General features: G+C 66.1%; 22 protein-coding genes and 1 other RNA gene. 9 read left to right on the plus strand and 14 right to left on the minus strand.

The window, feature by feature from the left end; translation table 11 throughout:
• Positions 1-1,296, minus strand: a complete 1,296-nt coding sequence (locus tag HD883_RS25235) for a M48 family metallopeptidase (RefSeq protein WP_179590499.1) — start codon at positions 1,294-1,296, stop codon at positions 1-3.
• A 169-nt stretch (positions 1,297-1,465) separates the two neighbouring features.
• On the opposite strand from HD883_RS25235, the gene orn reads away from it, so the two are divergent.
• Positions 1,466-2,011 (plus strand): oligoribonuclease, encoded by a 546-nt coding sequence (gene orn, locus HD883_RS25240; protein WP_179590497.1) that lies wholly within the window; start codon positions 1,466-1,468, stop codon positions 2,009-2,011.
• Positions 2,012-2,017: 6 nt separating this feature from the next.
• A complete protein-coding gene (locus tag HD883_RS25245; protein ID WP_373563479.1) occupies positions 2,018-2,905 on the plus strand; it encodes an AEC family transporter in 888 nt (295 codons plus the stop codon).
• A 10-nt stretch (positions 2,906-2,915) separates the two neighbouring features.
• Here the strand turns inward: HD883_RS25245 and HD883_RS25250 are convergent, their stop codons facing one another.
• The 8 genes from HD883_RS25250 to HD883_RS25285 all read right to left on the minus strand — a co-directional run bounded on the left by HD883_RS25250 (position 2,916) and on the right by HD883_RS25285 (position 11,300).
• On the minus strand, positions 2,916-4,463 hold the full coding sequence (locus HD883_RS25250) for an MATE family efflux transporter (RefSeq protein ID WP_179590494.1): 1,548 nt from the start codon (positions 4,461-4,463) through the stop codon (positions 2,916-2,918).
• Positions 4,460-6,304, minus strand: coding sequence for an ArnT family glycosyltransferase (locus HD883_RS25255; RefSeq protein WP_179590492.1), 1,845 nt, complete (start codon positions 6,302-6,304; stop codon positions 4,460-4,462). The genes HD883_RS25250 and HD883_RS25255 overlap by 4 nt, the downstream gene beginning before the upstream one ends.
• 261 nt (positions 6,305-6,565) lie before the next feature.
• A complete protein-coding gene (locus HD883_RS25260) occupies positions 6,566-6,859 on the minus strand; it encodes a type B 50S ribosomal protein L31 (RefSeq protein ID WP_179590490.1) in 294 nt (97 codons plus the stop codon).
• 265 nt (positions 6,860-7,124) lie between these two features.
• Positions 7,125-7,985: a FecR family protein gene (locus HD883_RS25265; protein WP_179590488.1), complete on the minus strand. Its 861-nt coding sequence runs from the start codon at positions 7,983-7,985 to the stop codon at positions 7,125-7,127.
• A gap of 138 nt (positions 7,986-8,123) precedes the next feature.
• A complete protein-coding gene (locus HD883_RS25270) occupies positions 8,124-9,095 on the minus strand; it encodes a Bug family tripartite tricarboxylate transporter substrate binding protein (RefSeq protein ID WP_179590486.1) in 972 nt (323 codons plus the stop codon).
• A 70-nt stretch (positions 9,096-9,165) separates the two neighbouring features.
• Entirely contained in the window at positions 9,166-10,032 is an 867-nt protein-coding gene (locus HD883_RS25275; RefSeq protein WP_179590484.1) for an amidohydrolase family protein, read from the minus strand.
• A 9-nt stretch (positions 10,033-10,041) separates the two neighbouring features.
• On the minus strand, positions 10,042-10,833 hold the full coding sequence (gene dmpH / locus HD883_RS25280) for a 2-oxo-3-hexenedioate decarboxylase (RefSeq protein ID WP_179590482.1): 792 nt from the start codon (positions 10,831-10,833) through the stop codon (positions 10,042-10,044).
• Between the two features lie 8 nt (positions 10,834-10,841).
• Positions 10,842-11,300 (minus strand): carboxymuconolactone decarboxylase family protein, encoded by a 459-nt coding sequence (locus tag HD883_RS25285; RefSeq protein ID WP_179590480.1) that lies wholly within the window; start codon positions 11,298-11,300, stop codon positions 10,842-10,844.
• A 428-nt stretch (positions 11,301-11,728) separates the two neighbouring features.
• Between HD883_RS25285 and HD883_RS25290 the strand changes: the two genes are divergently transcribed.
• A complete protein-coding gene (locus HD883_RS25290; RefSeq protein WP_179590478.1) occupies positions 11,729-12,409 on the plus strand; it encodes a GntR family transcriptional regulator in 681 nt (226 codons plus the stop codon).
• Positions 12,410-12,432: 23 nt separating this feature from the next.
• Here the strand turns inward: HD883_RS25290 and garD are convergent, their stop codons facing one another.
• The 3 genes from garD to HD883_RS25305 all read right to left on the minus strand — a co-directional run bounded on the left by garD (position 12,433) and on the right by HD883_RS25305 (position 16,514).
• Positions 12,433-14,064: a galactarate dehydratase gene (garD, locus tag HD883_RS25295; protein WP_373563480.1), complete on the minus strand. Its 1,632-nt coding sequence runs from the start codon at positions 14,062-14,064 to the stop codon at positions 12,433-12,435.
• A gap of 169 nt (positions 14,065-14,233) precedes the next feature.
• Entirely contained in the window at positions 14,234-15,394 is a 1,161-nt protein-coding gene (locus tag HD883_RS25300; RefSeq protein ID WP_179590476.1) for an L-talarate/galactarate dehydratase, read from the minus strand.
• Between the two features lie 124 nt (positions 15,395-15,518).
• Positions 15,519-16,514: a Bug family tripartite tricarboxylate transporter substrate binding protein gene (locus tag HD883_RS25305; RefSeq protein WP_179590474.1), complete on the minus strand. Its 996-nt coding sequence runs from the start codon at positions 16,512-16,514 to the stop codon at positions 15,519-15,521.
• Between the two features lie 282 nt (positions 16,515-16,796).
• On the opposite strand from HD883_RS25305, the gene HD883_RS25310 reads away from it, so the two are divergent.
• Positions 16,797-17,789 carry a LacI family DNA-binding transcriptional regulator gene (locus HD883_RS25310; RefSeq protein ID WP_179590472.1) on the plus strand — a complete coding sequence of 331 codons (993 nt, stop codon included), beginning with the start codon at positions 16,797-16,799 and terminating at the stop codon, positions 17,787-17,789.
• A gap of 75 nt (positions 17,790-17,864) precedes the next feature.
• On the opposite strand, the gene rho is transcribed toward HD883_RS25310, so the two are convergent.
• Complete coding sequence (gene rho / locus HD883_RS25315; RefSeq protein WP_179590470.1) at positions 17,865-19,127, minus strand: transcription termination factor Rho; 1,263 nt, start codon at positions 19,125-19,127, stop codon at positions 17,865-17,867.
• Positions 19,128-19,390: 263 nt separating this feature from the next.
• Positions 19,391-19,717 (minus strand): thioredoxin TrxA, encoded by a 327-nt coding sequence (gene trxA / locus HD883_RS25320; protein ID WP_179590468.1) that lies wholly within the window; start codon positions 19,715-19,717, stop codon positions 19,391-19,393.
• 438 nt (positions 19,718-20,155) lie between these two features.
• Between trxA and ffs the strand changes: the two genes are divergently transcribed.
• From ffs to HD883_RS25345, 5 genes are all read left to right on the plus strand, one after another.
• Positions 20,156-20,253, plus strand: an RNA gene (gene ffs / locus HD883_RS25325) — signal recognition particle sRNA small type.
• Between the two features lie 353 nt (positions 20,254-20,606).
• Positions 20,607-23,375: a DNA polymerase III subunit gamma/tau gene (gene dnaX / locus HD883_RS25330; RefSeq protein ID WP_179590466.1), complete on the plus strand. Its 2,769-nt coding sequence runs from the start codon at positions 20,607-20,609 to the stop codon at positions 23,373-23,375.
• Entirely contained in the window at positions 23,372-23,698 is a 327-nt protein-coding gene (locus HD883_RS25335) for a YbaB/EbfC family nucleoid-associated protein (protein WP_179590464.1), read from the plus strand. Before dnaX ends, HD883_RS25335 begins: the two co-directional genes overlap by 4 nt.
• A 16-nt stretch (positions 23,699-23,714) precedes the next feature.
• The gene (gene recR, locus HD883_RS25340) at positions 23,715-24,326 is read left to right on the plus strand and encodes a recombination mediator RecR (RefSeq protein ID WP_179590463.1); all 612 of its coding nucleotides are present in this window, start codon (positions 23,715-23,717) and stop codon (positions 24,324-24,326) included.
• A gap of 78 nt (positions 24,327-24,404) precedes the next feature.
• On the plus strand, positions 24,405-24,782 hold the full coding sequence (locus tag HD883_RS25345; RefSeq protein WP_179590461.1) for an MAPEG family protein: 378 nt from the start codon (positions 24,405-24,407) through the stop codon (positions 24,780-24,782).

Here is a 24,782-nt window from a genome sequence, read left to right on the forward strand (position 1 = left end):
TCATGCGGACTCCGGGGTGGGGATGGCGCCATGCGCCGAAGGCGAGGTCGCCCCTTGATCGATCAGCCGCCGGATCCGCACGCTGGCGGGCGGGTGGCTGTCGTAGAACGCCGAGTGCACCGGATCCGGCGTCAGGGTCGCGGCGTTGTCGTCATACAGCTTGACCAGCGCCGACACCAGATCGTCGGCGTTGGCGTGTTCGGTGGCGTAGCGGTCGGCTTCGAATTCGTGCTTGCGCGAATACCAGCTGCCCAGCGGCGTGAACGGAAAGCTGAATACCGGCGCTACCAGAAAGAACAGGATCAGCGCCAGCGCGCTGTTGCTGCCGGTCAGGGAAGGCTCGACGCCCAGGCCGGTATAGAACCAGACCTTGCCCGAGAGCCAGCCCAGCAGCGCAAAGCCGGCCAGGGTCAGCGCAAAACTGAAGATCAGCCGCTTGAGGATGTGCCGATGCGTGAAGTGGCCCAGTTCGTGCGCCAGCACGGCTTCGATTTCCTGGGGCAGCAGGCGCGCGAGCAGGGTGTCGAAGAACACGATGCGTTTGCCTTTGCCAAAGCCCGTGAAATAGGCGTTGCCGTGCGCCGACCGCTTGGACCCGTCCATGACGAACAGGCCATTGAGCGAGAAGCCGCAACGCGTGGCCAGCCGGTCGATCCGGTCTACCAGAGTCTCGTCGGCCAGCGGCGTGAACGAGTTGAACAGGGGCGCGATCACGGTCGGGAACAACAGCAACAGGGTGACGTTGAACACCATCCACACGCCCCAGGCCCACAACCACCAGAGCGGCCCGGCGCTGTCCATCAACCACAGGATGGCGGCCACGAGCGGCAGGCCCAGCACCACCGACAGCACCAGCCCCTTGACGGCATCGGCCACGAACAGCCGCCACGTCATGCGATTGAACCCGAAGCGCGCTTCGATGCGGAACTGACGCCACAGCGTGAACGGCAGGCCCAGCACGCCCAGCACCCCAGTCACCAGCGCGATCAGCACCAATTGGCGGGCAAAGTCGCCATCGACCAGGCGTGAAGCCAGCACGTCGAGCGCCTGCAGGCCGCCCAGCAGGGTCAGCGCGAGCAGCAGCACGGCATCGAACACGATCGCGAACATGTCGAACCGCACGCGCGCCACCGTGTAGTCGGCGGCGCGGGTGTGGCTGTGCAGACCGATGCGGCCGGCAAATTCGGCGGGCACGTCGCCGCGGTGGCGCACCACATGACGGGTCTGCCGCGTGGACAGCCACAGCCTCAGCGCAACGCCCAGCAGGAGCAGGAAGACGAACAGCAGGGTGAACACAGGCTTTGCTCGATCAAAAGTTGGGCACGCACGGCCAGGCAGGGGCGCGGACAGACTGTATGTCGGGGCACAGGGCGCGAAAAGCCAGGGGCATCGCGCATTTGCTGCAGGCGTTGGCGGCGGCGTGTGAGAAAATCGCGGATAACCTATCGCCCGGAGTACCGATTATATGGCCTTGAACGAAAACCACCTGGTCTGGCTGGACATGGAAATGACCGGCCTGGACCCGGCAAAAGAACGCATCATCGAGGTGGCCGTGGTCGTGACCGACGCGCAGCTCGAGGTCGTGGCCGAAGGTCCGGTGCTGGCCATCCATCAATCCGACGAACTGCTCGATGCGATGGACGCCTGGAACAAGGGCACGCACGGCCGCAGCGGCCTGATCGAACGCGTCAAGGCGTCGACCGTGACCGAAGCCGATGCCGAAACGCAGCTGCTCGATTTCCTGTCGCAGTACGTGCCGCCGGGCAAGTCGCCGCTGTGCGGCAACACGATCAGCCAGGACCGCCGCTTCATGTTCAGCTACATGCCGCGCTTCGAGGCCTTTTTCCACTATCGCAACCTGGACGTCAGCACCCTGAAAGAGCTGTGCCGCCGCTGGAAGCCCGAGATCTACAAGGGGTTCCAGAAAAAGAGCAAGCACGAAGCCTTGGCCGACATCTACGAGTCGATCGACGAGCTGAAGTACTACCGCGAGCACTTCCTGAAGGCCTGACGCCGGGTGGATCTTTTTCTGCGGATCGCCGGCATCATCACGCCGGTGTTCCTGATCGTGCTGGCGGGATGGTGGTACGGACGCGCGCGGCATCCGGACATGGCGACCTTCAACCGGATCTGCCTGGAAGTGCTGACACCGGCGCTGGTGTTTTCGGCGCTGGCGGCCAAGGACTTCGACATTCGCGGGCAATGGCCGCTCATGCTTGCCGCGGTGGGAATGGTGGCCGGCTCGGGGCTGCTGTCGTGGCCGTTTGCGCGGGTCATGGGCGTCAAGCCGCGCGCGTTGCTGCCGCCCATGATGTTCATCAATTCCGGGAACATGGGGCTGCCGCTGGCCTTGCTGGCGCTCGGGCCGACGGGCATGGCGCCCGCCGTGGCCTTCTTCATTGTCACCAATACGCTGCACTTCTCGCTGGGGGTCAAGATCCTGAGCCGGGAAGCGTCCGTGCGGGTGCTGTTACTGTCGCCGTTGATGATCGCCACCGCGCTGGGGCTGGTGTTTGCGTTCCTGTGCATCCCGGTGTCGCCCTGGGTGATGACGGGCCTCAAGATGCTCGGCGACGCGACGATTCCGATGCTGCTGTTTTCGCTGGGCGTGCGGCTGACGCACATGTCGATGCGCGGCTGGCGGATCGGCATGGCCAGCGCGGTGCTGCGGCCGGTGGTCGGCATCGCGCTGGCGTTTCCGCTGATGTGGCTGCTGCCGCTGGACAGCGTGCAGCGCACCTTGCTGTTCCTGTACGCTGCGCTGCCGCCGGCGGTGATCAACTATCTGTTCGCGGAGCAGTACAACGCCGAGCCGGACAAGGTGGCGTCCATGGTCATGATCGGCAATGCGATGGCCGTGGTGTTCGTGCCGATCGGACTGTGGCTGGGGCTGCGGGCGGGGTAGGGAAGGACGGCTACGCCGCCGTCTGCACCGCCAGCTTGCGCACGATGCGCTGGTACCAGACCTGCAACAGCGAACCCGAAATCAGCATGCTGAACGCCGCCATCAGCCACATGCTGCCGGCACCGGGCGTGGCGCCCGGCATGAAGCGGTCGACAATGCCTGCCAGCGATCCGGCGCCCGGACCGAACGCCAGATACCAGCCGCCGGTCAGGCCGATGCCCCACAGCGCGCCCGCCTGGATGCACATCGGGATCACGGCGACCTTGTAGGCGCGCAGCAGGTAGGCGGTCATGCATTGCAGCGCGTCGGCCAGGTGGAACAGCGTCAACAGGTTCAGCAGCCCCAACGCCACCATGGCCACCTTCGGGTCGTTGGTATAAGCGCCGACAATCGCCTGCCGGCCAACCAGCATCACCAATACCGTCAACACCGCGCCGGTCATGGCGAGCCGCAGGCCGGTCGCGCCGATGCGCCGCGCGCGCGGGTAGTCACCGGCGCCGATCGCCTGCGCGGTCAGGGCGCCCGTGGCCACGCCCAGCGCCATCGGCATCATGAAGCAGACTGCGGCCAGGTTGGACATGATCTGGTGCCCGCCGGTCGCGAACACACCTTCGCGCGCCACCAGCAGCGCCATGAACGTAAACGACGTGACTTCGATCAGGTAGGACGCGCCCATCGGCACGCCCAGGTGCAGCAGTTCACCTAGCGCCTTCCAGTCGGGGCGGCCAATACGCATGGAAAAGCGGCGATAGAACGGGTCGCGCACCAGGATCACGGCGCTGATGCCCAGGCTGATCCAGTACACCAGGGCCGTCGACAGGCCCGCGCCGACCGCGCCCATGTCCGGCGCGCCCAGGTTGCCGTAAATGAAGATCCAGTTGAAGATGAATTTCAGGCCCACGCCCAGCAGGTTGATCATCATCACGACCTTCGGGCGCGACACAGCCGTGTTCAGGGCGTAGACGGTCCGGAATACCAGGCCCGCCGGCAGCGCGATGGCCAGCATCATCAGGTAGCCGCTGACCTGGTCCCGGACTTCGGGCGACACGTCGCCCGACATGGACAGCCAGACGTCGGGGAACATCATGGCCGTGGCGCCCAGCGCGGACAGCCCCAGCGCCAGCCACACGCCCTGGCCCCAGGTGTGGCCGATCCGGTCGAGGCGGCCAGCGCCGAAATGCTGCGCGATGATGGGGATCAGCGCGTGCAGCACGCCCATCAGGCCGACGAATACAGTGATGTAGATGGAGACGGCCAGCGCCATGGCGGCCAGGGCGGTGGGCGAGGCGTGCCCCGTCATGGCTGTGTCCAGCACGCCGAACGCCATGCCGGCCCACTGGCCGACCAGCACCGGCCAGCCTTGTTGCAGTATCAGGCGGGCGGTGCGGCGGAAGGTGGCCGGGCCGGTCACGCCGGGTGCCTTGGGGGCGGTCGGGGATGGCGCAGGGGCGGCCGCCGATGCGGCAGCGGCGTCGGCCGGTGCGCCGGCAGGGGCTTCGCCGAACGGGGTGCGGCCGTGCGCGCCGGACCCGGATGGCGGCGTGGTCGAGGCGTTCATTTGCGTCCGCCGGTGCCCGGCGCCGTTCTCAACAACATGAAGTACTCACGTTCGTTGGCGCTCCGTCGTGAGTCGGACGCGCGGCCGCCTTCCCAGATCACTTGGGCGCCGGCGTAATCGCCCTGGCCCACGGCGTGCCACAAGGTGCTGGCGTTGCCCTGCAGCAGCACCAGGGGGCAGTCCGCCGACCGTTCGAACACCAGGCCGTCGAACACCGCAAAAGACGCGCGCTGCGGCAAGCCCAGGCCCGCGCTGCGCACACATTCGCCGCCGCGTACGGCGGTGCCGCGCGTGGCAGCTGGACGCGATGCGCCCGCGCCTGCCTTGTTGGTTGGCACTTCGGCCAGGGCCGCGGCCAGGCTGCCCGACACTTCGCGGTAGCTCTTGCTGTAGTTGATCGACGGCAGCCACAGCGTCATTAGCAGCAGCCAGTTCACCACCACGCCGCCCGCGGCTAGCACCGTGCCGCGCCACAGGCCGGTGGGCCGCTCGCGCAGGCGCCACACCACCAGGGCGATCCACGCCAGGGTGCTCACGACGGCGATCGCCAGGGCAAGCAGCGACAGTTCCGCTTCGTACCCGGGGGTCTGGCGCGCGATGTTGCGGGCGATCTTGGGCGGCACGCCGGTCATGATGGCGATCCAGCCTAGCCAGATCACCGCCAGCGCGAACGAAAACACCATCACCGCGAACCAGTCCAGCGCGTTGATCAGGCCGCGCCGCAGGGTGGGCAGGGCCAGGGCCGCCAATACGGCGCTTGGAATCACAAAGGCCAGGAATTCGGCGTCCAGCGGCGTGCGCGTGACCAGCAGCATCAGCGCGGCGCCGATCAGCATTGCCAACGGGATCTGGATATGCGGCGCGCCCACAAAACCGCGCCAGCGCCAGATCGTCAGCAGTACCAGGGGCCACGTCGGCCACAGGAACCACAACAGATTGCGGAACGCCGCGCTGGCGCCGGGGCCGGTCAGGACGCCCAGCACGCTGGCGTTCCAGCTCCACCAGCCGCGCATCCAGTAGGGATTGAGTTCGGATGCCGGGATCCACCACGCCAGGGAAATCGCCAGGGCGATCGGCAGGCTGAGCAGGGCCATCCACTTGACCGCTGGCCGCAGGGCCGCGCAGCGCCAGCCGGCCAGCAGCACGCCAATCACCAGCGGCGCTAGCGCCGGAAAACCGCGCGACAGGAAGGCGCCGCCCAGCGCGATGCCCAGCGTGACCGCGCCCCATCGGGGGTGGTCCAGCATGCGGGTCAGCGAATAGAAGGCGAAAGCGCCAAAAGCCAGCGCCGCCGGTTCGGCCGACGTTTCATGGCTGCGCCACAGCACGCCCAGCGTCCCCACCAGCAGCAACAGCGACGCATCGGCCAGCATGCGGCCGTAATCCCGCGCGCCGGGCTGGCCGCCAAAGGGCAGGGCCAGCGGCTGCGCTTCGGCCCGGCGAGCGAGCAGGTAGGCGCCATACCAGAGGCTGGACGAGGTGATGCCGAACCAGATCAGATTGGGAATGCGGCTGGCGACGATCGCGCCTGCCAGCGGCTGCAGCAGCATCATGGACAGCGCGCCCAGCCAGGTGGGCAACGGCCCTTCCTGGGTGACGGCAATGCCGGCCACTTCCGGGGTGAGCCACTGGCGCCAGTCGCCATTCACGGCGGACCACATTTGCGCGTAGCCGATGACGTCTTCGGACTTCCAGGGCTCGCGGGTGATCAGGCCGGCCAGGATGTAGATCAGGCACAGACCCAGCAAGCCCCAACGCGGCAGCTTGGTCGTCGCCGTGGCGGTGAGCCGGGCGGGATTGGGCTGGTGAGGATCGGCGTAGCGCGCTGGGGAAGTGGACATAAAACCTGACCGATAAAGCATGTCGACGTGCGACGCACGCCGATTGTCCGGTCAACGCGCGCGGTCTTGCTCAGGTGCGCGATGACGGGTGGCGGGGAAACCCGCCGGTTGGGGGCAGAACGACAGCAGGGTACGGATATAGCGGGGGTACAGCGGGGTACAGCGATTCAAGGGCCGGGCGGAGCAAAAAAGGCAGCCGCGAGGCTGCCTTTTTCATGGAAACGCAGCACGGGGCCGCTGTTTCGTCGCCGTCCTGCAGCCTTACTCGGCAGCAGGCTTGGTTTCGGCAACCACTGCTGCCGGCTTGACGGCCGACGTGGTTGCGAAACGTGCGCGGAACTTTTCAACGCGGCCCGTTTCAACGATACGCGTTTGCGCGCCGGTGTAGAACGGATGCGATTCGGAGGTCACGTCGCACTTGAAGAGCGGGTAGGTCTTGCCTTCGAATTCGATCGACTCACGCGAGTTCAGGGTCGAACGGGTAATGAACTTGGCACCGGTTTGCAGGTCCTGGAACAGGACTTCGCGGTATTCGGGGTGAACGCCTGCTTTCATGGCATTTTCCTTGGGTTGTGCGGGTCGCCAGCCGGAAGGAGGTTGCCGCGGACCGCCTGCAAGATGACTTGCAAGGATTCACTTGGGTTGGCCGCAGACCGAATCGCTGGCGATCCGTGCAGTGCCCACCCGGCAAACGTTCCAACAACGTGCCCAGTTTCGATAAGTAAGCCTTAGATTATCGCGGGAAAACGCGGCGGCTGCAACTGCGCGGGGCGAAATGTTGTAGCACAGGGAAGTGAGCCTGTCGATGCAGGTCCACGGCTCAGCGCCCGACGATCTCGATCACGTCGCCTTGCTGCTGCAGCCGTACCGGCAGCATCCCGGGCAGCGCGTCCGCAAATTCCCGGAATTGCCTGACCCCGTACGTGCCGTCCACCGTCAGCGCGCCCACTGCCGGCTGGCGCACGACCAGCCCGGTGCGCCCGTAGCGCTCGAACTCGGCTACCGCCCGTGCCAGCGGCGTGTTCTTCAACACGATCCGGCCCTGGCGCCATGCCGTGATCTCGCTGTCGGACAATTCCACGATCGTTCCCAGCCGGCCTTTGTCATCGGCGGTCAGCCGCTGGCCGGCGCCCAGTTCGCGCGGCGCGTAGTCCTGGCCGGCGTCCTGGGAACTGGACGCCATCATTTCCGGCGACGCCGTGCTCGTGACCTTGACCGTGCCCGCTTCGACCGAAATGACGGTCCGGCCCGCCTCGATGCCGGTCTTGGCCTGGCCGACCGAGTACACCGCCCCGGTGCCTTCGACCTGCGCGGCGCCGGCCAGGACGTAAAAAGGCTGTTCGCGATTGGGCTTGATGTCGAACGACGCGCGGCCTTCTTCCACCAGCATGACGCGCCGGTTGCTGTAGAGGCGCGCGTTCACACTGGTGGCCGTGTCCAGTTGCAGCACGGTTTTGTCGGCGTCGGAATCGGCGTCGGGGAGGGTGATCGTGACGGTCTGGCCGCGGTCGGCAACGTAGTTCTGTGTGTAGCCCGGCGAGCTGCGCCAGGTCTGCCACCCTATCCAGCCGCCGCCCAGCATGCCGGCCACGACGGCAACCGCCGCCGCGCCGATGGCCACGCGGGCCAGGGGGGAATTGGGACGATCGCTGTCGTCGCGGGAAGGGTCGGGTACTGTCATGAGGCAATCTGCAATGGGTGAAGCAAGCCCACCATCGTAGCGGAATCGGCCGGCCGGCCGCTTCGACGCCCGAACCCGGCCAGGAAGCCGCCTCGCATGGGCCCCCGGATGCTGGCCGCACCCGCCCCCCCCCCCCAATCAGTCCAGCTTGATGCCCGACGCCTTGACGATCTCGCCCCACTTGGCCGTTTCGGCATCGCGGAACGTGGCGAATTCGGCTGCCGTGCCGCCCAGCGGTTCGCCGCCCGACGCCGCCAGTTCTTCCCGGAAGGCCGGGTTCGCCAGCACGTCGTTCAGCGTTTTATTCAGCTTGGCGGACACGTCTGCCGGCAAGCCCGGCGGCGCCACCAGGCCGAACCATGCCGTCGACGAAAAGCCGGGCACCGTTTCGGCAATGGCCGGAATGTCATTCAGCCCCTTGACCCGCCTGGGCGACGCCACGCCCAGCGCGCGCATGCGGTCCGACTTGACGTAAGGCAACGTGCTGGGAGAGTTGTCGAACATGACCAGGATCGTGCCGCCCATCAGGTCGGTCGCGGCTGGCGCGCTGCCGCGATACGGGATGTGCATCAGGTTGACGCCCGCCTTGGTCTTGAGCAGTTCCATCGTCAGGTGGCTGGTGGTGCCGTTGCCCTGCGAGCCGTACGACACCTTGCCCGGATTGGCCTTGGTATAGGCGATCAGTTCGGTCACGGTCTTGAAGGGGGCCGACGGATTGGCCACCAGCATGATCGGCACCGCGCACACCAGCGCGATCGGCGTAAAGCCGGTCACGGGGTTGTAGCCCGGGTCCTTGTACAGATGCTGGTTGATGCTGAGCGGGCCGGCGGTCGACAGCAGCAGGGTGTAGCCATCCGGCTGCGCGCGCGACACCGCCTGGGCCCCGATGTTGCCGCCCGCGCCCGGGCGGTTTTCGACCACGATGGTCTGCTTCAGCTCGGTGCCCATCCGCGCAGCCAGCTGGCGTGCGATCAGGTCGGTGGTGCCGCCTGCGGGGAACGGGACGACCATCGTCACGGGCTTGTCGGGGAAGGCGGCGTGGGCGGTATTCAGCATGCCGGCAAGCGCCAGTCCGGCGGCAAGGGCGCCAAGGCGGTGGGTAAGGGTCAAGGGAGTCTCCTGGTGATGTTTTTTGTCGTTATGTGATGCCGGGCAGCGAACGGGGCCGCCCGTCGCGGCGCTAGAAATCGAACCCGTACAGCCTCGACGGGTTCGCGACCAGCATGCGGTGCTGCATGGCCGGATCGGGCGCCCACAGCGGGATCAGGTCCACGATGTCGCCATCGTTCGGCATCGGTCCGACGTGAATCGGATGTGGCCAGTTGGTGCCCCAGATCATCCGGTCGGGCCGCGCGGCCATCACCGCGTGGATCAGGGGCAGCATGTCGCGGTGCGGGTAAGGCTCGCTGGACAGGCGGTACAGGCTGGCCAGCTTGACCCAGCAGCGGCCGGTGGCAAGCAGGTCCAGCACCGTCTTGAAGGCCGGCGAATCCACGCCTTCATCAGCCCGGATGCGAGCCAGGTGGTCCAGCACGTAATCGCAGGGCAGGGCGCGCAGGCGGTCGGCCACGTCCACCAGTTCGGACGACGCATGAAAATGCAGCAGCAGATGCCAGCCCAGTTGCTTGGCCTCGTCGGCCAGGGCTTCCAGTGCATCGAAGCCGACGCCGCCCGAGACCACGGTCGACATGCGGTAACCGCGTACGCCGCGGTCATGCAAGGCCTGGCGTTCCGCCAGCGGCATGCCGGGCGGTGTGACAAGAATGGCGCGGATCCGGCCGCCCAGCCGGTCCAGCGCATCCAGCGTGGCGGCGTTATCGGTGCCGTGCGCGCCGCCATGCACGATCACGCCGCGATCGATGCCCAGGGTGTCCAGCAATTCCACATACTGTTCCAGCGTGCAGTCTTCGGGCGTGTAGCTGCGTTCGGGCGAAAACGGAAAGCGCGCCGCCGGCCCGAACACGTGGGCATGCGTGTCCACCGCGTTGCGTGGCATCACGTAGGCGGGCTTGCGGGTGGCCCGGTCAGGTCCCTGGCAGGGTTTCATCGTGTGCCCTCAGTCGGTAAAGCGCATGGTGACCGCGCCCAGCTCGCTGTAGCGCGCCTCGATATGGTCGCCGGGCGCCACCGCAATCGCTTCGGTGATCGCGCCGGCCAGGATGAAGGTGCCGGCCTTGAGCGGAATGCCCCGCACGCCCAGCAGGTTGGCGAGCATGGCGACGCTTTCGGCGGAATTGCCCAGCACGGCATCGCCGGTGCCCGACGCCACGACTTCGCCGTTCTTGACGATCTCGACCGTGACGGCCGCCAGGTCCAGGCCTTCGACCGGTCGGGTTGTCGTCCCGGCCACGAAACGCGCCGCGGACGTGTTGTCGGCCACGACGCTTTTCAGGTCGAAGCGGAAGTTTTCATACCGCGAGTCGATGATTTCCACCGCGGGCAATACGTGGTCGGTCGCGGCCAGCACGTCTTCCATGCGCACGCCCGGGCCGATCAGGTCCTGTTTGAGCACGAAGGCGATTTCGGCTTCGACCTTGGGGTGGATCAGGCGCGCGCACGACATGTCGCCGCCCTCCTGCACCCGGCCGTAGTCCGTCAGGAAGCCGTAGACGGGATCTTCGACACCCATCTGCTTCATCTTGGCGTACGACGTCAGGCCCATCTTCAGGCCGGCGATGGTGACGCCGGCAGCTTCCTTGCGCGCACGCAGGGCGTCCTGGACGGCGTAGGCGTCGTGCCAGTCCATTTCCGGGTAGTCGTCGGTGATCTTGGCGATCGGGGCCGCGTTCAATTCGGCGGTGTCGAGCCGCAGGGCGAGTTCGTCGACGATGTCGTTTTCAAGGGCCATGGCGATGCTCAGTTCGGGGTAGGCGTGGCGGCGGCCGCGCGTTCGCGGTCGATGATCTTGGCAATGAATTCGGCGCCCCGGTTGGCGGCTGACACCCCACGGAACACGTAGGCCAGATTCACGACGGACTGCAGTTCGGCCCAGGTCGCGCCGGCCTTGCGCGCGGCCACGCCATGCATGAAGGCGGCGTCGCTCAGTTCAACCACCAACATGCCGAACAGCATCAGCTGGGTCTGCTTGGGGTCGAAGGCGGAGTTTTCGATGGCATGCGCACGCACCTTTTCCTGCATGTCCAGGATGGTGGGGTCGAGCGCGCCAGTCAGGTGCAGGCGCGCTTCCACGCGCGGGGGCAGGAAGCCGATCATGTCCCGATAGCCCGCGGCGCGGTCCTCGAGGGTGGCGACGGTGTCGGCGTAAGGACCGACGGCATCGATGATGGGGGTGGGGTCAAGGCGGGCAGCGGCCATGGGAAGCTCCGGAAGGCGGCGCGCGGGGCGCGGCGCGGAAAATGTAGGTGGGTCAGCGGGGGGCTGTCGGCGGCGCAGATCGGCCGGGCGGGCGAGCCGGGCGCTTCGGCCGGGTCAGTCCGCCAGTTCGATCAGCCAGTTCAGTCAGCCGGGTCGATCAGCCAGTTCAGTCAGCCGGTTCGATCAGCCAGTTCGATCAGCCAGTTCGATCAGCCAGTTCGATCAGCCAGTTCGGTCAGCCGGTTCGATCCGCCGGGTCGGTCAGTTCTCCCGCTTTCGATTGTATCGATGGAATCAGTTTAATCGATTCTTTTTGATTTCATCGAATAATTCGGCCGGATTGCGGGGAAACGCTAGAATGCGGGGACAGTCAGCCGCCCGCTTGGCATCGCCGACTGTCTGATGCCTGATACGTACCGCCTGATTCCATGACCGCTTCTTTACCCACATCGCCCGCCACGCTCAGCACCACGCTGGCCGAGGCCCTGCGCGCGTCGATCCTTGACGGCGTGCTACTGCCCGACACCAAGTTGCGCCTGGACGACCTGCGCGAGCAATACGCCGTCAGCCTCAGCCCCCTGCGGGAAGCGCTGGCGCGGCTGGGCGCGGAAGGGCTGGTGGTGCCGACCGACAAGAAGGGCTACCGGGTCGCGCCGGTGTCGGCCGCCGACCTGGAAGAAGTGACCGCCTTGCGCGTGAATCTGGAAGTGTGGGCACTGGGCGAATCGATCCGCAAAGGGGATGACCGCTGGGAAGATGCGCTGGTCGCCACCCACCATCGGCTGACGCGCCTGGAAGGCGGCGACCGCACGGGGGACCGTCTGATCGCCTGGGAAAAGGCGCATCGCGCCTATCACATCACCCTGTTTTCGGCCTGCGGGATGCCCGTGCTGCTGCGGTTCTGCAATACGCTGCACGACCTCAGCGATCGCTACCGTCGTCTGTTCCTGGCCCGCAAGGCGCCGGACCGCGACGTGCCCGGCGAGCATGCCGCGATCTACCAGGCCGCGCTGGCCCGCGACGCCGCGGGCGCGACCGACATCTTGCGGCAGCATCTGCAGCGGACCGGAACCAATCTGCTGCGCGAATTGACCGGGCGCGAAGGCTAGGGCAGGGCGCGTTGCCGACCGGATCAGGTCACCGGGGCCGGGTTGAACAGCACCAGTGCGTTATGCAATTTCCAGTGTTCCGCCCAGGTCTTCTTGCGGCCGCTGGCCACGTCCAGCATCAACTGGAACATTTCCCATCCCACGTCGGCGATCGTCTTCTCACCCGTCGCGATCGTCCCGGCATTGATGTCCATCAGGTCATGCCAGCGCTTGGCCAGGTCGGCCCGCGTCGCCACCTTGATCACCGGTACCTGCGCCAGGCCATAGGGCGTGCCGCGGCCGGTGGTGAACACATGCAGGTTCATGCCGGCGGCCAGCTGCAGCGTGCCGCAGATGAAATCGCTGGCGGGCGTGGCGGCGTAGATCAGGCCCTTCTGCTTCAGCTTTTCTCCCGGCCCGATCACGCCCGATATGGGGGAGGTCCCGCTCTTGACGATGGACCCCATCGCCTTTTCCACGATGTTCGACAGGCCGCCTTTCTTGTTGCCCGGCGTCGTGTTGGCGCTGCGGTCCACGCGGCCCTGGCTCAGGTACGCGTCGTACCAGGCCATCTCGCGGATCATGGCGTCGGCCACTTCGGGCGTGCTGGCGCGGGCCGTCAGCTGGTCGATGCCGTCGCGCACTTCCGTCACTTCCGAAAACATGACGGTGGCGCCCGCGCGCACCAGCAGGTCGGTGCAATAGCCGACAGCCGGATTGGCCGTCACACCCGAAAACGCGTCGCTGCCGCCGCACTGCACGCCCACCACCAGTTCGCTGGCCGGCACGGTGACGCGGCGGCGTGCGTTCAGGCGGGTCAGGTGCACCTCGGCCTGCCGCAAGATCGAATCGACCATCGACATGAAGCCCACATGCGCGTCGTCCTGCAGACAGACCACGTCCAGCGGCGCGTCGGCGGCGTGCGGGTTCGCCTCGTCGCCCGCCTGGCCGCCAGTCCCCTTCAGCCGCGATTGCTCCACCACCGTGATCGACCCCGGGGGCAGCAGGCGTTCGGGCTGCAGCTTTTCACAGCCCAGGCTCACCACCATCACTTCGCCGCCAAAGTTCGGATTCAGGCTGATGTTGCGCAGCGTGCGGATCGGGATGATGGCGTCGGGCGCATCGATCGCCACGCCGCAGCCATAACCATGTTCCAGCGCGACCACATCGTCGACATTGGGAAAGCGCGGCAGCAGCTCGGCCTTGATGCGCTGGACCGCAAAATCGGTCACGCCGGCCACGCACTGCACCGTCTGCGTGATCGCCAGAATGTTGCGCGTGCCGACCGAGCCGTCCGCATTGCGATAGCCTTCGAACGTATAGCCTTCCAGTGGCGGCGCGGGGTCGGGCTTGACCGTGGCGATCGGCAGGCCGGTCAGCTCGCGCGCGGCCGGCATCGCCAGCAGGCGTTCGTGCACCCACATGCCGGCTTTCAGGTCCTTGAGCGCGTAGCCGATCACCACGTTATACCGGCGCACCTCGCCGCCTTCCGGGATGTCGACCAGCGCAACCTTGTGCGCCTGCGGCACCTTGTCGACCAGCGTCAGTCCTGACGGAAACACGGTGCCGGGCGGCAAGCCGCCATCATTCACCACGATCGCCACGTTGTCGCGCGGGTCCATGGTGATGCACAAAGGCACGGTGCCCAGGGTCGCTTGGGTGGAAAGATCAGCCATGATGGGGTGTCCGAAAGCGTGAATCAGATAAGGAAGACTGCGGCGAAGATGGGCGTGCAGACAGGGGCAGGGACTGCGTGGGCCGGGCGTCTCGGGTCCAAGGCACCGGGCAACGTGGCCCGGGCAAGGACCCCTTGGCCCGCTGGTCGGATGCGTGGGTCGACCGAAGTCACGGCCGCGTCCCGGTCTCTGCCACTTCGCGGGTCCACTGCCGCGCCTGCTCGCTCAGGCTCAAGCCCAGGCCAGGCCGGGTCGGCACCATCATGCGGCCACCCTGGATCTCCAGCCGTTCATTGAACAGCGGTTCCAGCCAGTCGAAATGTTCCACCCAGGGTTCGGTCGGGTACACCGCGCCCAGGTGCACGTGCAGTTCCATCGCAAAGTGCGGGCCCAGGCTCAGGCCCGCCTGTTCGGCCTGCGCCGCCACCTTCAGGAAGGGGGTGATGCCACCCACGCGTGGCGCGTCGGGCATCAGGTAATCAGCGGCGCGATGGCGGATCAGTTCGCCATGCTCGGCGGCGCTCGTCAGCATTTCGCCGGTGGCGATCGGCGTGTCGAATGCGGCTGCCAGCGCCGCATGGCCTTCAAAGTCATACGCATCCAGCGGCTCTTCGATCCAGATCAGATTGAACTGTTCAAAGATGCGGCACATGCGCTGGGCGGTTGGGCGATCCCACTGCTGGTTGGCGTCGACCATCAGCGGCACGTGGTCACCCAGATGCTTGCGCACCGTCTCGACCCGCTTGATATCGGCCGCCAGATCCGGCTGCCCGACCTTGAGCTTGATGCCGCCAATGCCCCGTTCGATCGATGCCTGCGCGTTCACCACCAGCTGGTCGATCGGCGTGTGAAGAAAGCCGCCTGACGTGTTGTAGCACTGCACCGAATTGCGCTGCGACCCCAGCAGTTTTGACAGGGGCAACCCGGCCCGCCGCGCCTTCAGGTCATACAGGGCCACGTCGAATGCACCAATGGCCTGCACGCCCATGCCGCTGCGGCCCACCGACGCGCCTGCCCAGCACAGCTTGGTCCAGAGCCGGGCGATGTCGCTCGGGTCTTCGCCAATCAGGGCCGGCGCGATTTCCTTGGCATGCGCGAACTGCCCCGGGCCGCCCGCCCGCTTGGCGTAGCTCAAGCCCAGGCCACGATGGCCGTCCCGCGTTTCGATCTCGGCAAACAGCATCGCGATCTCGGTCATCGGCTTCTGGCGGCCAGTCAGCACCTTGGCGTCGCTGATCGGGTTGGCCAGCGGCAGATAACACGACGACACCCGCACCCAGGCAATGCGGTCGTCGTAGGCGGGGGAGTCCGAAGTCAGGGGCGAAGTCATGCGGGGTCTTCCGGGAAGCAAGGTGGGCAACGACAGACAGGGCGCGTCGTGGAACGTCGCGTGGCGAACCGTCGCCGACAGCGTGCACGGGTCACGACGCCGACATTCCTTGTACGCATGGGCATCATTCGATCGAGATCTTTCCGGTCTCGATCACCTGCTTCCACCGCGTGTATTCCTTGCGCTGGAACTCGGCAAACTGCGCCGGCGTGTTGGTGACCATCTCGAAGCCGATCGACGTGAACTGCTCCTTCACCTTCGGATCATTCAGCGCTTCGACGAATGCGGCGTGCGCCTTGTCCCGCACGGCGGGCGACAGGCCCTTGGGCGCGACGATGGCTTGCCACGACGTCACGTCCACGTTCTGGATGCCGGCTTCTGACAGGGTCGGCACGTCAGGCAACACCGCCGAACGCGTCGGACTGGCAATTGCCAGGGCCCGCATCTTGCCGCCCTTGATGTAGCCGACGACCGAATTGATGTTCTGGAACGAGGCATCCACCTGGCTGCCCATCAAGGCCAGGTGAGCCGGCGCGCCGCCCTTGTAGGGAATGTGCGAGCCCGACGTGCCGGTCTGTTGCCAGAACAGTTCGGTGGTCAGGTGATCGCTGGTGCCATTGCCGGCCGACGCAAACGTCATCTTGCCGGGATTGGCCTTTTCGAACGCGATGATGTCCGCCACGCTCTTGTGCGGTGAATTGGTCGGCACCACCAGAATGTTCGGCGACTGCACCGCCACCGTGATCAGGTCGAAATCCTTCATCGGGTCGTACTGCATGCCCTTGATCAGGTGCGGCGTGATCACCAGCGGCCCCAGCGACGTCACCAGGAAGGTATGACCATCCGGCGCCGCGCGCTTGACGATGGCCGCGCCAATGGTGCCCGTGGCGCCCGCCTTGTTGTCCACCACGAAGGTCTGCTTGAACTTTTCCGTCAGGATCGGGCTGATCGCGCGCGCCACCTGGTCGGTCGATCCGCCCGGTGGGAAGGGCACGACCAGCGTGATCGGGGTGTCGGGCCAGGTGCTGGCCTGAGTTGCGGCGTTGGTCTGCGCATGGACCGGTGCTTGGGCGGTCAAGGCAGTCAGGCCGATGGCCAGGGCGCTCATCAGAAATTTCATAACGTGTCTCCGGGTGACGCTGCGGGCGTCGTTGACTTGGTCTTGTAGGTGGGGCAACCGCGGGCAAAGCTTGCGATATGACAACGTTGTCATTTGCGCGAATGATATCGTTGTCATTTTGTTGGGTCAAGGAATGGCGACTAGGGGTTTTCGGCAGTCGAAGGCCCAGAAATCCAGTTCTGGTATGGTTCGCGGTTGCTTGCCGTCTTGTCGTCTTGCCGTCTTGCTGGCCAGGCTTGATCTTGAACGCGTTGACTCCGTCCCTTGATACCCGCAACCCTCGTGACCCCACCCAAAGCCGCCACCCTGCATGATGTTGCCCGCGAGGCCGGGGTATCGTTGATCACCGCGTCGCGCGCGCTCAGCAATCCCGGCGTTGTCTCGGCCAAGACCATCGCCAAGGTCCAGGCGGCAGTGGACGCCACCGGCTACATTCCCAATTTGCTCGCCGGCGGCCTCAAGTCCAAACGCAGCCTGATGGTCGCGGGCGTCGTGCCCGCCCTGGCCGTCTCGCAATTCCTGCCCACCGTGCAATCGCTGACGAACGAACTGAGCGCCGCCGGCTACCAGTTGCTGCTGGGGCAGACCAACTACGACCCGGATGTCGAAGCGTCGGTCCTGAACACCATGATCGGCCGCCAGCCCGACGGCATTGTCATCACCGGCCTGGTCCAGTCCGAAGCGGCTCGCGACAAATTGCGCCGGTCCCGCATCCCCGTGGTCGAAACCTGGGACCTGTCCGATCAACCCATCGACAAGCTGGTGGGCTTTTCGCACCAGAAGGTGGGCAACGCGCTGGGCGAATATTTCCTGAAGAAAGGCTGGACCCACATCGGTATCGCCAGCGGCAGCGACCACCGCGCCCGCATGCGCCGCGACGGCTTCATCGCCGCGCTGGGCCGCGAGGTGCCCACCGCCTTTGTCTCGCCGCCCAGCAACCTGGAACGCGGCCGCCGCGCCCTGGCCGACCTGCTCGCGCTCGAACCCCGCCTTGACGCTGTCTGCTGCAGCTCCGACCAGCTCGCCCACGGCGTCATGGTCGAAGCCCAGGCCCGCGGCCTGCGCATCCCGCAAGACCTGGCCATCTGCGGCTTCGGCAATGCCGACTTCAGCGCCCACATGGTCCCATCGATCACCACCGTCCACGTCGACGGCCCCGACATCGGCCGCCTCGCCGCCCGCCTCATCATCGACCAATGCCGCGGCGCCCCGATCGCCGAGTCGATCATCGATGTGGGGTTCAGGATCGTTGAGCGGGAATCGACGGCGGGGTAGGGGGGCGGGGCAAAAATCAATCGTGCGAACGCCCAAAAAAAAGCGCCCCGTAGGGCGCTTTTTTCATTCCGGCAATTACTTGCCTTGCTTCATCAGATCGAAGAACTCGGAGTTGTTCTTGGTCGAGCGCATCTTGTCGAGGATGAATTCCATCGACTGCACTTCGTCCATGTCGAAGATGAACTTGCGCAGGACCCAGACCTTGGCCAGGACGTCCGGCTTGATCAGCAGTTCTTCGCGGCGGGTGCCCGACTTGTTCAGGTTCATGGCCGGGTAGACGCGCTTTTCGGCCAGGCGGCGTTCAAGGTGGACTTCGGAGTTGCCCGTACCCTTGAATTCTTCGTAGATCACGTCGTCCATGCGGCTGCCGGTTTCGATCAGCGCGGTGCCGATGATGGTCAGCGAACCGCCTTCTTCGATGTTGCGCGCGGCGCCGAAGAAGCGCTTGGGGCGCTGCAGGGCGTTGGCGTCGACACCGCCGGTCAGGACCTTGCCCGACGCGGGCACGACCGTGTTGTAGGCGCGGGCCAGGCGGGTGATCGAGTCCAGCAGGATCACGACGTCTTTCTTGAGTTCGACCAGGCGCTTGGCCTTTTCGATGACCATTTCGGCGACCTGCACGTGACGCGTGGCGGGTTCGTCGAACGTCGAGGCGACCACTTCGCCGCGCACCGAGCGCTGCATTTCGGTCACTTCTTCAGGACGCTCGTCGATCATCAGCACGATCATGGTGATGTCGGGGTGGTTGGACGTGATGGCGTGCGCGATGTGCTGCATCATCACCGTCTTGCCGGACTTGGGACTTGCCACCAGCAGGCCGCGCTGGCCTTTGCCGATTGGCGAGAAGATGTCCATGATCCGGCCGGTCAGGTTTTCTTCGCTCTTGATGTCGCGTTCCAGGCGCAGCGGCTTGTTCGGGTGCAGCGGCGTCAGGTTTTCGAACATGATGCGGTGCTTCATGCTCTCGGGGGCCTGGCCGTTCACCTTGTCGACCTTGACCAGGGCAAAGTAGCGCTCGCCATCCTTGGGCGTGCGGACTTCGCCTTCGATCGAGTCGCCAGTGTGCAGGTTGAAGCGGCGGATCTGCGACGGCGAGATATAGATGTCGTCGGTACTGGCAAGGTAGGAAGTGTCGGGCGACCGCAGGAAGCCGAAGCCGTCGGGCAGCACTTCGAGTACGCCGTCGCCGAAAATCGGCTCACCTTGCTTCGCCCGGCGCTTCATGATGGCGAACATCAGTTCTTGCTTGCGCAGACGGCTCGCGTTCTCGATTTCGAGTGTGGCGGCCAGTTCAAGCAGCTGCGAAACGTGCTGCGCCTTGAGTTCGTTGAGATGCATCTCGGGTAAAGCTCCGGGAGGAGTTCTGGTAATGGTTCGCCCTGGGAGGGCATAGCGCGTCGCCTGCGCCACGGTGACCGGATCGGCGTGTCGCCGTTCCCCGGCAGCCCGTGGGCGGGTGCGGATGTTTTCTTGGACTGGGTAGTCTGCCGGGAGTGATCCCCCGGCGGGAGGCTCCGGGCGCAATAGCCGCGGAGCTTCCTGGGGTCGTACTAAGGTGCCGCAATGTGCCGCGCCCGGGTAGGGCGCTCAAGTCCGTCGCGTCAGATGGCGCTGTCGATGAAGGCCGTCAGTTGGGACTTGGAAAGGGCGCCGACCTTGGTCGCAACGACCTGGCCGTCCTTGAACAGCATCAGCGTCGGAATACCGCGGATGCCGTACTTGGCGGCCGTGGCATTGTTGTCGTCGACGTTCAGCTTGGCAATGGTGATCTTGCCCTGATAGGTGCCCGCGGCTTCTTCAAGAATCGGGGCAATCATCTTGCAGGGACCACACCATTCAGCCCAGTAGTCTACAAGGACCGGACCCGATGCCTGGATTACGTCGGCATCGAAGCTGGAGTCGCTCACGTGCTTGATCGCGTCGCTCATGGTTTTCCTTCTGGGGGTGTGCGTGATGCGCCGGGGGTGGTTGCTGTCACGCGGTAAGAATGGATGGAGAGGGTTGCTTGGGTCGTGAACTCAGGTTGCCGCCGCTTCTACCTCGGCGCTAGCTGCCTGAACTCGGGTTCCAGGTCATTGCGGGTGCGAACGAGCGCGGGCCTGACGGGATAACCCCGGGAGCACGCGGTGACTGCAGGTGCAAGACTGGGGAAGGGGCAGGTGGGCGCCGGAATCGGTCGCGGCGAAGACCCCGAGATGCCTTAATGGTAACCGTAAAAAAGCGGATTTTCAAAGCGACGGCGGCAACGCCCGACAAATTGTCGTCTTTGGCAGGCAAGGGTGGGGAAAATGCGCGGGGGTGGCGTTGGGAATCCGCCACGGGGCAGGGCAAAAATGCCGGTTCGCCGACCTGCTACAATTGACCCCGGCGGGCCCCTTCGCATGGCGGAGCGGTGAACCTGGTCAGGTCGGGAACGAAGCAGCCACAGCTGTATCCCGTCAGTGCCGAAGTCAGGCTCGCCACCCCATTCCACGGATCGCTGCGGTATCGCAGCGGTCCGTTTTCATTTGCGCAGCAGTTCGTTCCCGTCCCGCAGCAGTTCGTTCCCGTCCCGCAGCAGTTCGTTCCCTTTGCGCAGCAGTTCGTTCCCTTTGCGCAGCAGTTCGTTCCCTTTGCGCAGCAGTTCGTTACTTTGCGCCGCGATCTTTTCGTAGTTGCGGGCGGGACGGCATTCCGCAAGGGGCGGGCGACGCTTGGTTTTTGCCGTTTCCGCCTCATCTTGAGGGTAGGGTCCAGCCTGGCTGCGCCGTCGCGCACGCTGGCCTCCTGCTCCCGCTCACTCCCCATCACTTCTTTCCCCGCGGCTACAATCCCTGCATGACTTATCTGGTGCTGGCTCGCAAATGGCGGCCGCGTTCGTTTGAAACGCTGGTCGGACAAGAACACGTAGTACGTGCGCTTTCGCACGCGCTCACCACGCAGCGGCTGCATCACGCCTGGCTGTTCACCGGGACGCGGGGTGTGGGCAAGACGACGCTGTCGCGGATCCTGGCCAAGTCGCTCAATTGCGAGACGGGCATCACCCCGACGCCGTGTGGTGTCTGCCGGGCCTGCACCGAGATCGATGCGGGGCGATTCGTCGATTACCTTGAGCTCGACGCGGCGTCCAACCGCGGCGTTGACGAAATGACTCAGTTGCTGGAACAGGCGGTGTATTCGCCGACCTCGGGCCGCTTCAAGGTCTACATGATCGACGAAGTCCACATGCTGACCGGGCACGCGTTTAACGCCATGCTCAAGACGCTGGAAGAGCCGCCGCCGCACGTCAAATTCATTCTGGCCACCACGGATCCGCAAAAGATTCCCGTGACCGTGCTGAGCCGTTGCCTGCAGTTCAATCTGAAGCAGATGCCGCCGGAATCCATCGTCGGCCATCTGGATCATGTGTTGCAGGCTGAGCAGATGCCGTTTGAAACCGGCGCGCTGCGGCTGATCGGCCAGGCGGCGCGCGGGTCGATGCGCGATGCGCTGTCGCTGACGGACCAGGCGATTGCCTATAGCGCGGGCAATTTGTCGGAAGAGGCCGTGCGCGGCATGCTGGGCACGATCGATCAGCGGCACCTGGTGCGCCTGCTGGACGCCGTGGCGTCGGCTGACGGCCCCGGCGTGGTGGCGGTGGCCGACGAATTGTCGCTGCGCAGCCTGTCGTACGCAGGTGCGCTGGCCGACCTGGCCGTGCTGCTGTCGCGCGTGGCGCTGGCGCAGCGGGTGTCGGGCACGGTGCCCGACGAGGATCCGCTGGCGGCGGATATTGCGCGTCTGGCGACGAGCTTGTCGCCCGATCACGTACAGCTGTTCTATTCCGTGGCGGTGCATAGCCGGGCCGAGTTGCCGCTGGCGCCGGATGAATACGCGGGCTTCGTGATGGCGTGCCTGCGGATGCTGGCGTTTACGGCCGAGCCGGGGGATACCCCGCCGCCCATGGCCACGCCATCCAAGCCGGCTGCGACGCGAGCAGCGCCGCTGCGCTCGCCGTCGCCGGTGGCGGCGACGAGTGCGCCGGTGACGCCGCGGAGTGGGGCGGGGGTGGCGGCACCCGTGGTGGGTTCGGCTGCTACGGTTGCGCCAGCCGGTGAAGCACCTGCGGATAGCGCTTCTGCGGTGCCCGCGGCGACCGCTTCGGCACCCGCTGCCGCCCCTGCCAAGCTTTCGCCCAGCGCGATGGCGCTGCAGGCGGCCAACGCGGCGTTGCAGCGGTCCGCCGGGCCGGGCGGCGCGCGCGGTGCGTCGTCGCGGGCGACCGCTGCGGCGGCCAAGCCGGCTGCACCGGCTGTCGCGCCGATGGCTGCCGCTACGCCGTCAGCTGCTTCAAGGCCGGCTGAACCCACTGCTGCTGCGCCTGCCTCTGTGGCACCTGCCGCGACGGCGGGGGAGTCCGCGCCGGTTGCGAAGGATCCAGGCGCTGCGCCGGCTGCAGCGTCGCCTGCCGCTGCCGTAGAGCCTGCCGCTGCCGCGGAGCCTGTCGCTGCCGCAGAGCCTGCCGCTGCCGCAGAGCCTGCCGCTGCCGCAGAGCCTGTCGCTACACCACAAGCTGCCGCACCAATCAAAGCGGCGATGCCTGCCGCATCGCTGGAAGCGGCTACACCAGTCGAATCGGCCGAAGCATCTACACCCGTTGAATGGATCAAGTCGGCAGCGCCAGTCGCGCCGAGCAATGCCGCAGCGCCGGTCGCGGCCGCCGCACCAACCGCACCAACCGCACCAACCGCGCCCGCTGAAGCCGTCAAGCCGGCCGCCCCGATGTCTGACATGGACGCCTTCGAAGCCTATGCCTCGCAGGGTCCCGACGACGATTTCGATGGGTATTCCGGCGCGCCGCCAGAGGACGCCTACGACGATTACCCGACGACGGGCAAGACCACGGCGACTCGGCCGGCGGGCGGCCGAGGCGCCCCAGCGCGTGGCGCGGCGCCCGCAGCGCCGTCCGCGCCCGGTCGGACGGCAACGGCAGGGCGATCGCCCGCCGCGCGTAGCGCATCTCCTTTGGCTGCCCCAGTGCGCGAGGCCACACCGTTGCCGCGTGCCGCCACGGCGTTGAACGACGCCGGCAGCGCAAGGCAGGCGGCCGACCGCAACATGCCAGCCGCGGCGACGCGAGCCGATGCTGCTCAAGCTGACGTCCATCGTCCCGGCGCCGAGGCACCCGGCGCCGATCCATCGAACGCCCCCGCCGGCGCCATCACCCTGACCGAATCCTGGGCCACGCTCGCTGCCCGCCTGCCGCTGCGCGGGCTGGCGGCGCAGCTGGCGCAGCAGAGCGAATGGGTCGGCGTGGACGGAGCGACCATCGTGCTGCGCGTCGCCACGCGGACGCTGTCGGAAGGCGCGGGCGTCGAACGCCTGCGGGTTGTGCTCGAGGCGCATTTCGGCACGGCCGTCAGGCTGCGCTTCGAGATCGGCAAAACCGGCGACAATACGGCCTATGCCGCCGCGGTGTCCGAGCGTCAGGCACGGCAGGAAGCGGCGGAACAGACCATTATGGCGGACCCCTTCGTACGGGATCTGCTCGACCAATTCGGTGGAAAAATCGTCCCGGACTCGATCCGTCCGGTGACCCCCGACACTCAACAAGGAACTCCATCATGATGAAAGGACAACTCGCCGGCCTGATGCGTCAAGCGCAGCAGATGCAGGAGAACATGAAGAAGGCCCAGGAAGCACTGGCCGACATCCAGGTCGAAGGCGCCGCGGGCGGTGGCCTGGTCAAGGTCGTCGTGACCTGCCGCAATGACGTCAAGCGCGTCAGCATCGACCCGAGCCTGCTGTCGGAAGACAAGGAAATGCTGGAAGACCTGATCGCCGCCGCGTTCAACGATGCGCTGCGCAAGGCCGAGGCCACCAGCCAGGAAAAGATGGCGTCGGTCACGCAGGGCATGCCGCTGCCACCGGGCATGAAGCTGCCATTCTGATTCCCGGACGCCATTGATGGCTACTGACAGAACCTCGGGCCCGGCGCCGCTGGCCATGCTGGTGGATGCGCTCAAGCGTCTGCCGGGCGTGGGCGTGAAGTCGGCCCAGCGCATGGCCTACCACCTGCTGCAGCACGACCCGCACGGGGCGCGCCAGCTGGGCCAGGCGTTGACCGACGCGGTGCAGCGCCTGCGTCACTGCGCGCGCTGCAATACGTTTACCGAGTCGGAAATCTGCGAGACCTGTCAGAGCCCACGCCGCGACCCGGCGCTGCTGTGCATTGTCGAAACGCCGGCGGACCAGAACATGATCGAAGCCAGCCACAGTTATCAGGGGCTGTACTTCGTGTTGATGGGGCGGCTGTCGCCGCTGGAAGGTATCGGACCGCGGGAAATCAGCTTTGACCGGCTGCTTGAACGCGCCGCCGACGGCATCGTGAAAGAGGTCATCCTGGCCACCAATTTCACAACCGAAGGCGAAACGACGGCGCATTACCTGGCCGAACTGCTGCGGGCGCGCGGCCTGACCGTCACGCGCCTGGCGCGGGGCGTGCCGGCCGGCAGCGAACTCGAATACGTGGACGCGGGCACGATCGCGTGGGCCCTGATGGACCGGCGCGCGTCCTGACCGCAGGCCGGTCATCCCGTTCCCCGCTCCCCGTTCCCCGTTCCCTTTACCCTAGGCCTCCGGCCAAGGAAGACTGCAATGACGACGGTGCTGTGGCTGGTCCTGATCGCGGCGATGCTGCCGGTGCTGTGCGCCGGCATCGCCAAGTACGGCAGCAAGGAATTCGACAATCACAATCCGCGCGAGTGGATGGGGAAGCTGGAAGGCTGGCGCGCTCGCGCCAATGCCGCGCAGTCCAACACGTTCGAAGCCCTGCCGTTCTTTTTCATCGCGGTGGCGCTGGCCGTGTACACCAATGCGCCGCTCGACAAGCTGCACATGTTGATGATCGCGTGGCTGCTGGCGCGGCTGGCGTACGTCTGGTTTTACATTCGCGACAAGTCGACGCTGCGGTCCGCCGTGTGGGCGCTGTCGTTGGGTATCAGCATCGCGATCCTGTTCTCGGGCCGGATCTGA

The sequence above is a fragment of the Pigmentiphaga litoralis genome, from assembly GCF_013408655.1.
GTDB classification, from domain to species: Bacteria; Pseudomonadota; Gammaproteobacteria; order Burkholderiales; family Burkholderiaceae_B; genus Pigmentiphaga; species Pigmentiphaga litoralis_A.

Excerpts from the sequence above, each read along its gene's own strand:
- HD883_RS25255 (WP_179590492.1), bottom strand. The coding sequence starts at position 6,304 with ATGTCCACTTCCCCAGCGCGCTACGCCGATCCTCACCAGCCCAATCCC.
- HD883_RS25290 (WP_179590478.1), top strand. The coding sequence starts at position 11,729 with ATGACCGCTTCTTTACCCACATCGCCCGCCACGCTCAGCACCACGCTG.
- HD883_RS25300 (WP_179590476.1), bottom strand. The coding sequence starts at position 15,394 with ATGACTTCGCCCCTGACTTCGGACTCCCCCGCCTACGACGACCGCATT.
- HD883_RS25305 (WP_179590474.1), bottom strand. The coding sequence starts at position 16,514 with ATGAAATTTCTGATGAGCGCCCTGGCCATCGGCCTGACTGCCTTGACC.
- HD883_RS25275 (WP_179590484.1), bottom strand. The coding sequence starts at position 10,032 with ATGAAACCCTGCCAGGGACCTGACCGGGCCACCCGCAAGCCCGCCTAC.
- orn (WP_179590497.1), top strand. The coding sequence starts at position 1,466 with ATGGCCTTGAACGAAAACCACCTGGTCTGGCTGGACATGGAAATGACC.
- dnaX (WP_179590466.1), top strand. The coding sequence starts at position 20,607 with ATGACTTATCTGGTGCTGGCTCGCAAATGGCGGCCGCGTTCGTTTGAA.
- rho (WP_179590470.1), bottom strand. The coding sequence starts at position 19,127 with ATGCATCTCAACGAACTCAAGGCGCAGCACGTTTCGCAGCTGCTTGAA.
- garD (WP_373563480.1), bottom strand. The coding sequence starts at position 14,064 with ATGGCTGATCTTTCCACCCAAGCGACCCTGGGCACCGTGCCTTTGTGC.
- HD883_RS25260 (WP_179590490.1), bottom strand. The coding sequence starts at position 6,859 with ATGAAAGCAGGCGTTCACCCCGAATACCGCGAAGTCCTGTTCCAGGAC.
- recR (WP_179590463.1), top strand. The coding sequence starts at position 23,715 with ATGGCTACTGACAGAACCTCGGGCCCGGCGCCGCTGGCCATGCTGGTG.
- HD883_RS25250 (WP_179590494.1), bottom strand. The coding sequence starts at position 4,463 with ATGAACGCCTCGACCACGCCGCCATCCGGGTCCGGCGCGCACGGCCGC.
- dmpH (WP_179590482.1), bottom strand. The coding sequence starts at position 10,833 with ATGGCCCTTGAAAACGACATCGTCGACGAACTCGCCCTGCGGCTCGAC.
- trxA (WP_179590468.1), bottom strand. The coding sequence starts at position 19,717 with ATGAGCGACGCGATCAAGCACGTGAGCGACTCCAGCTTCGATGCCGAC.
- HD883_RS25345 (WP_179590461.1), top strand. The coding sequence starts at position 24,405 with ATGACGACGGTGCTGTGGCTGGTCCTGATCGCGGCGATGCTGCCGGTG.
- HD883_RS25285 (WP_179590480.1), bottom strand. The coding sequence starts at position 11,300 with ATGGCCGCTGCCCGCCTTGACCCCACCCCCATCATCGATGCCGTCGGT.
- HD883_RS25265 (WP_179590488.1), bottom strand. The coding sequence starts at position 7,985 with ATGACAGTACCCGACCCTTCCCGCGACGACAGCGATCGTCCCAATTCC.
- HD883_RS25335 (WP_179590464.1), top strand. The coding sequence starts at position 23,372 with ATGATGAAAGGACAACTCGCCGGCCTGATGCGTCAAGCGCAGCAGATG.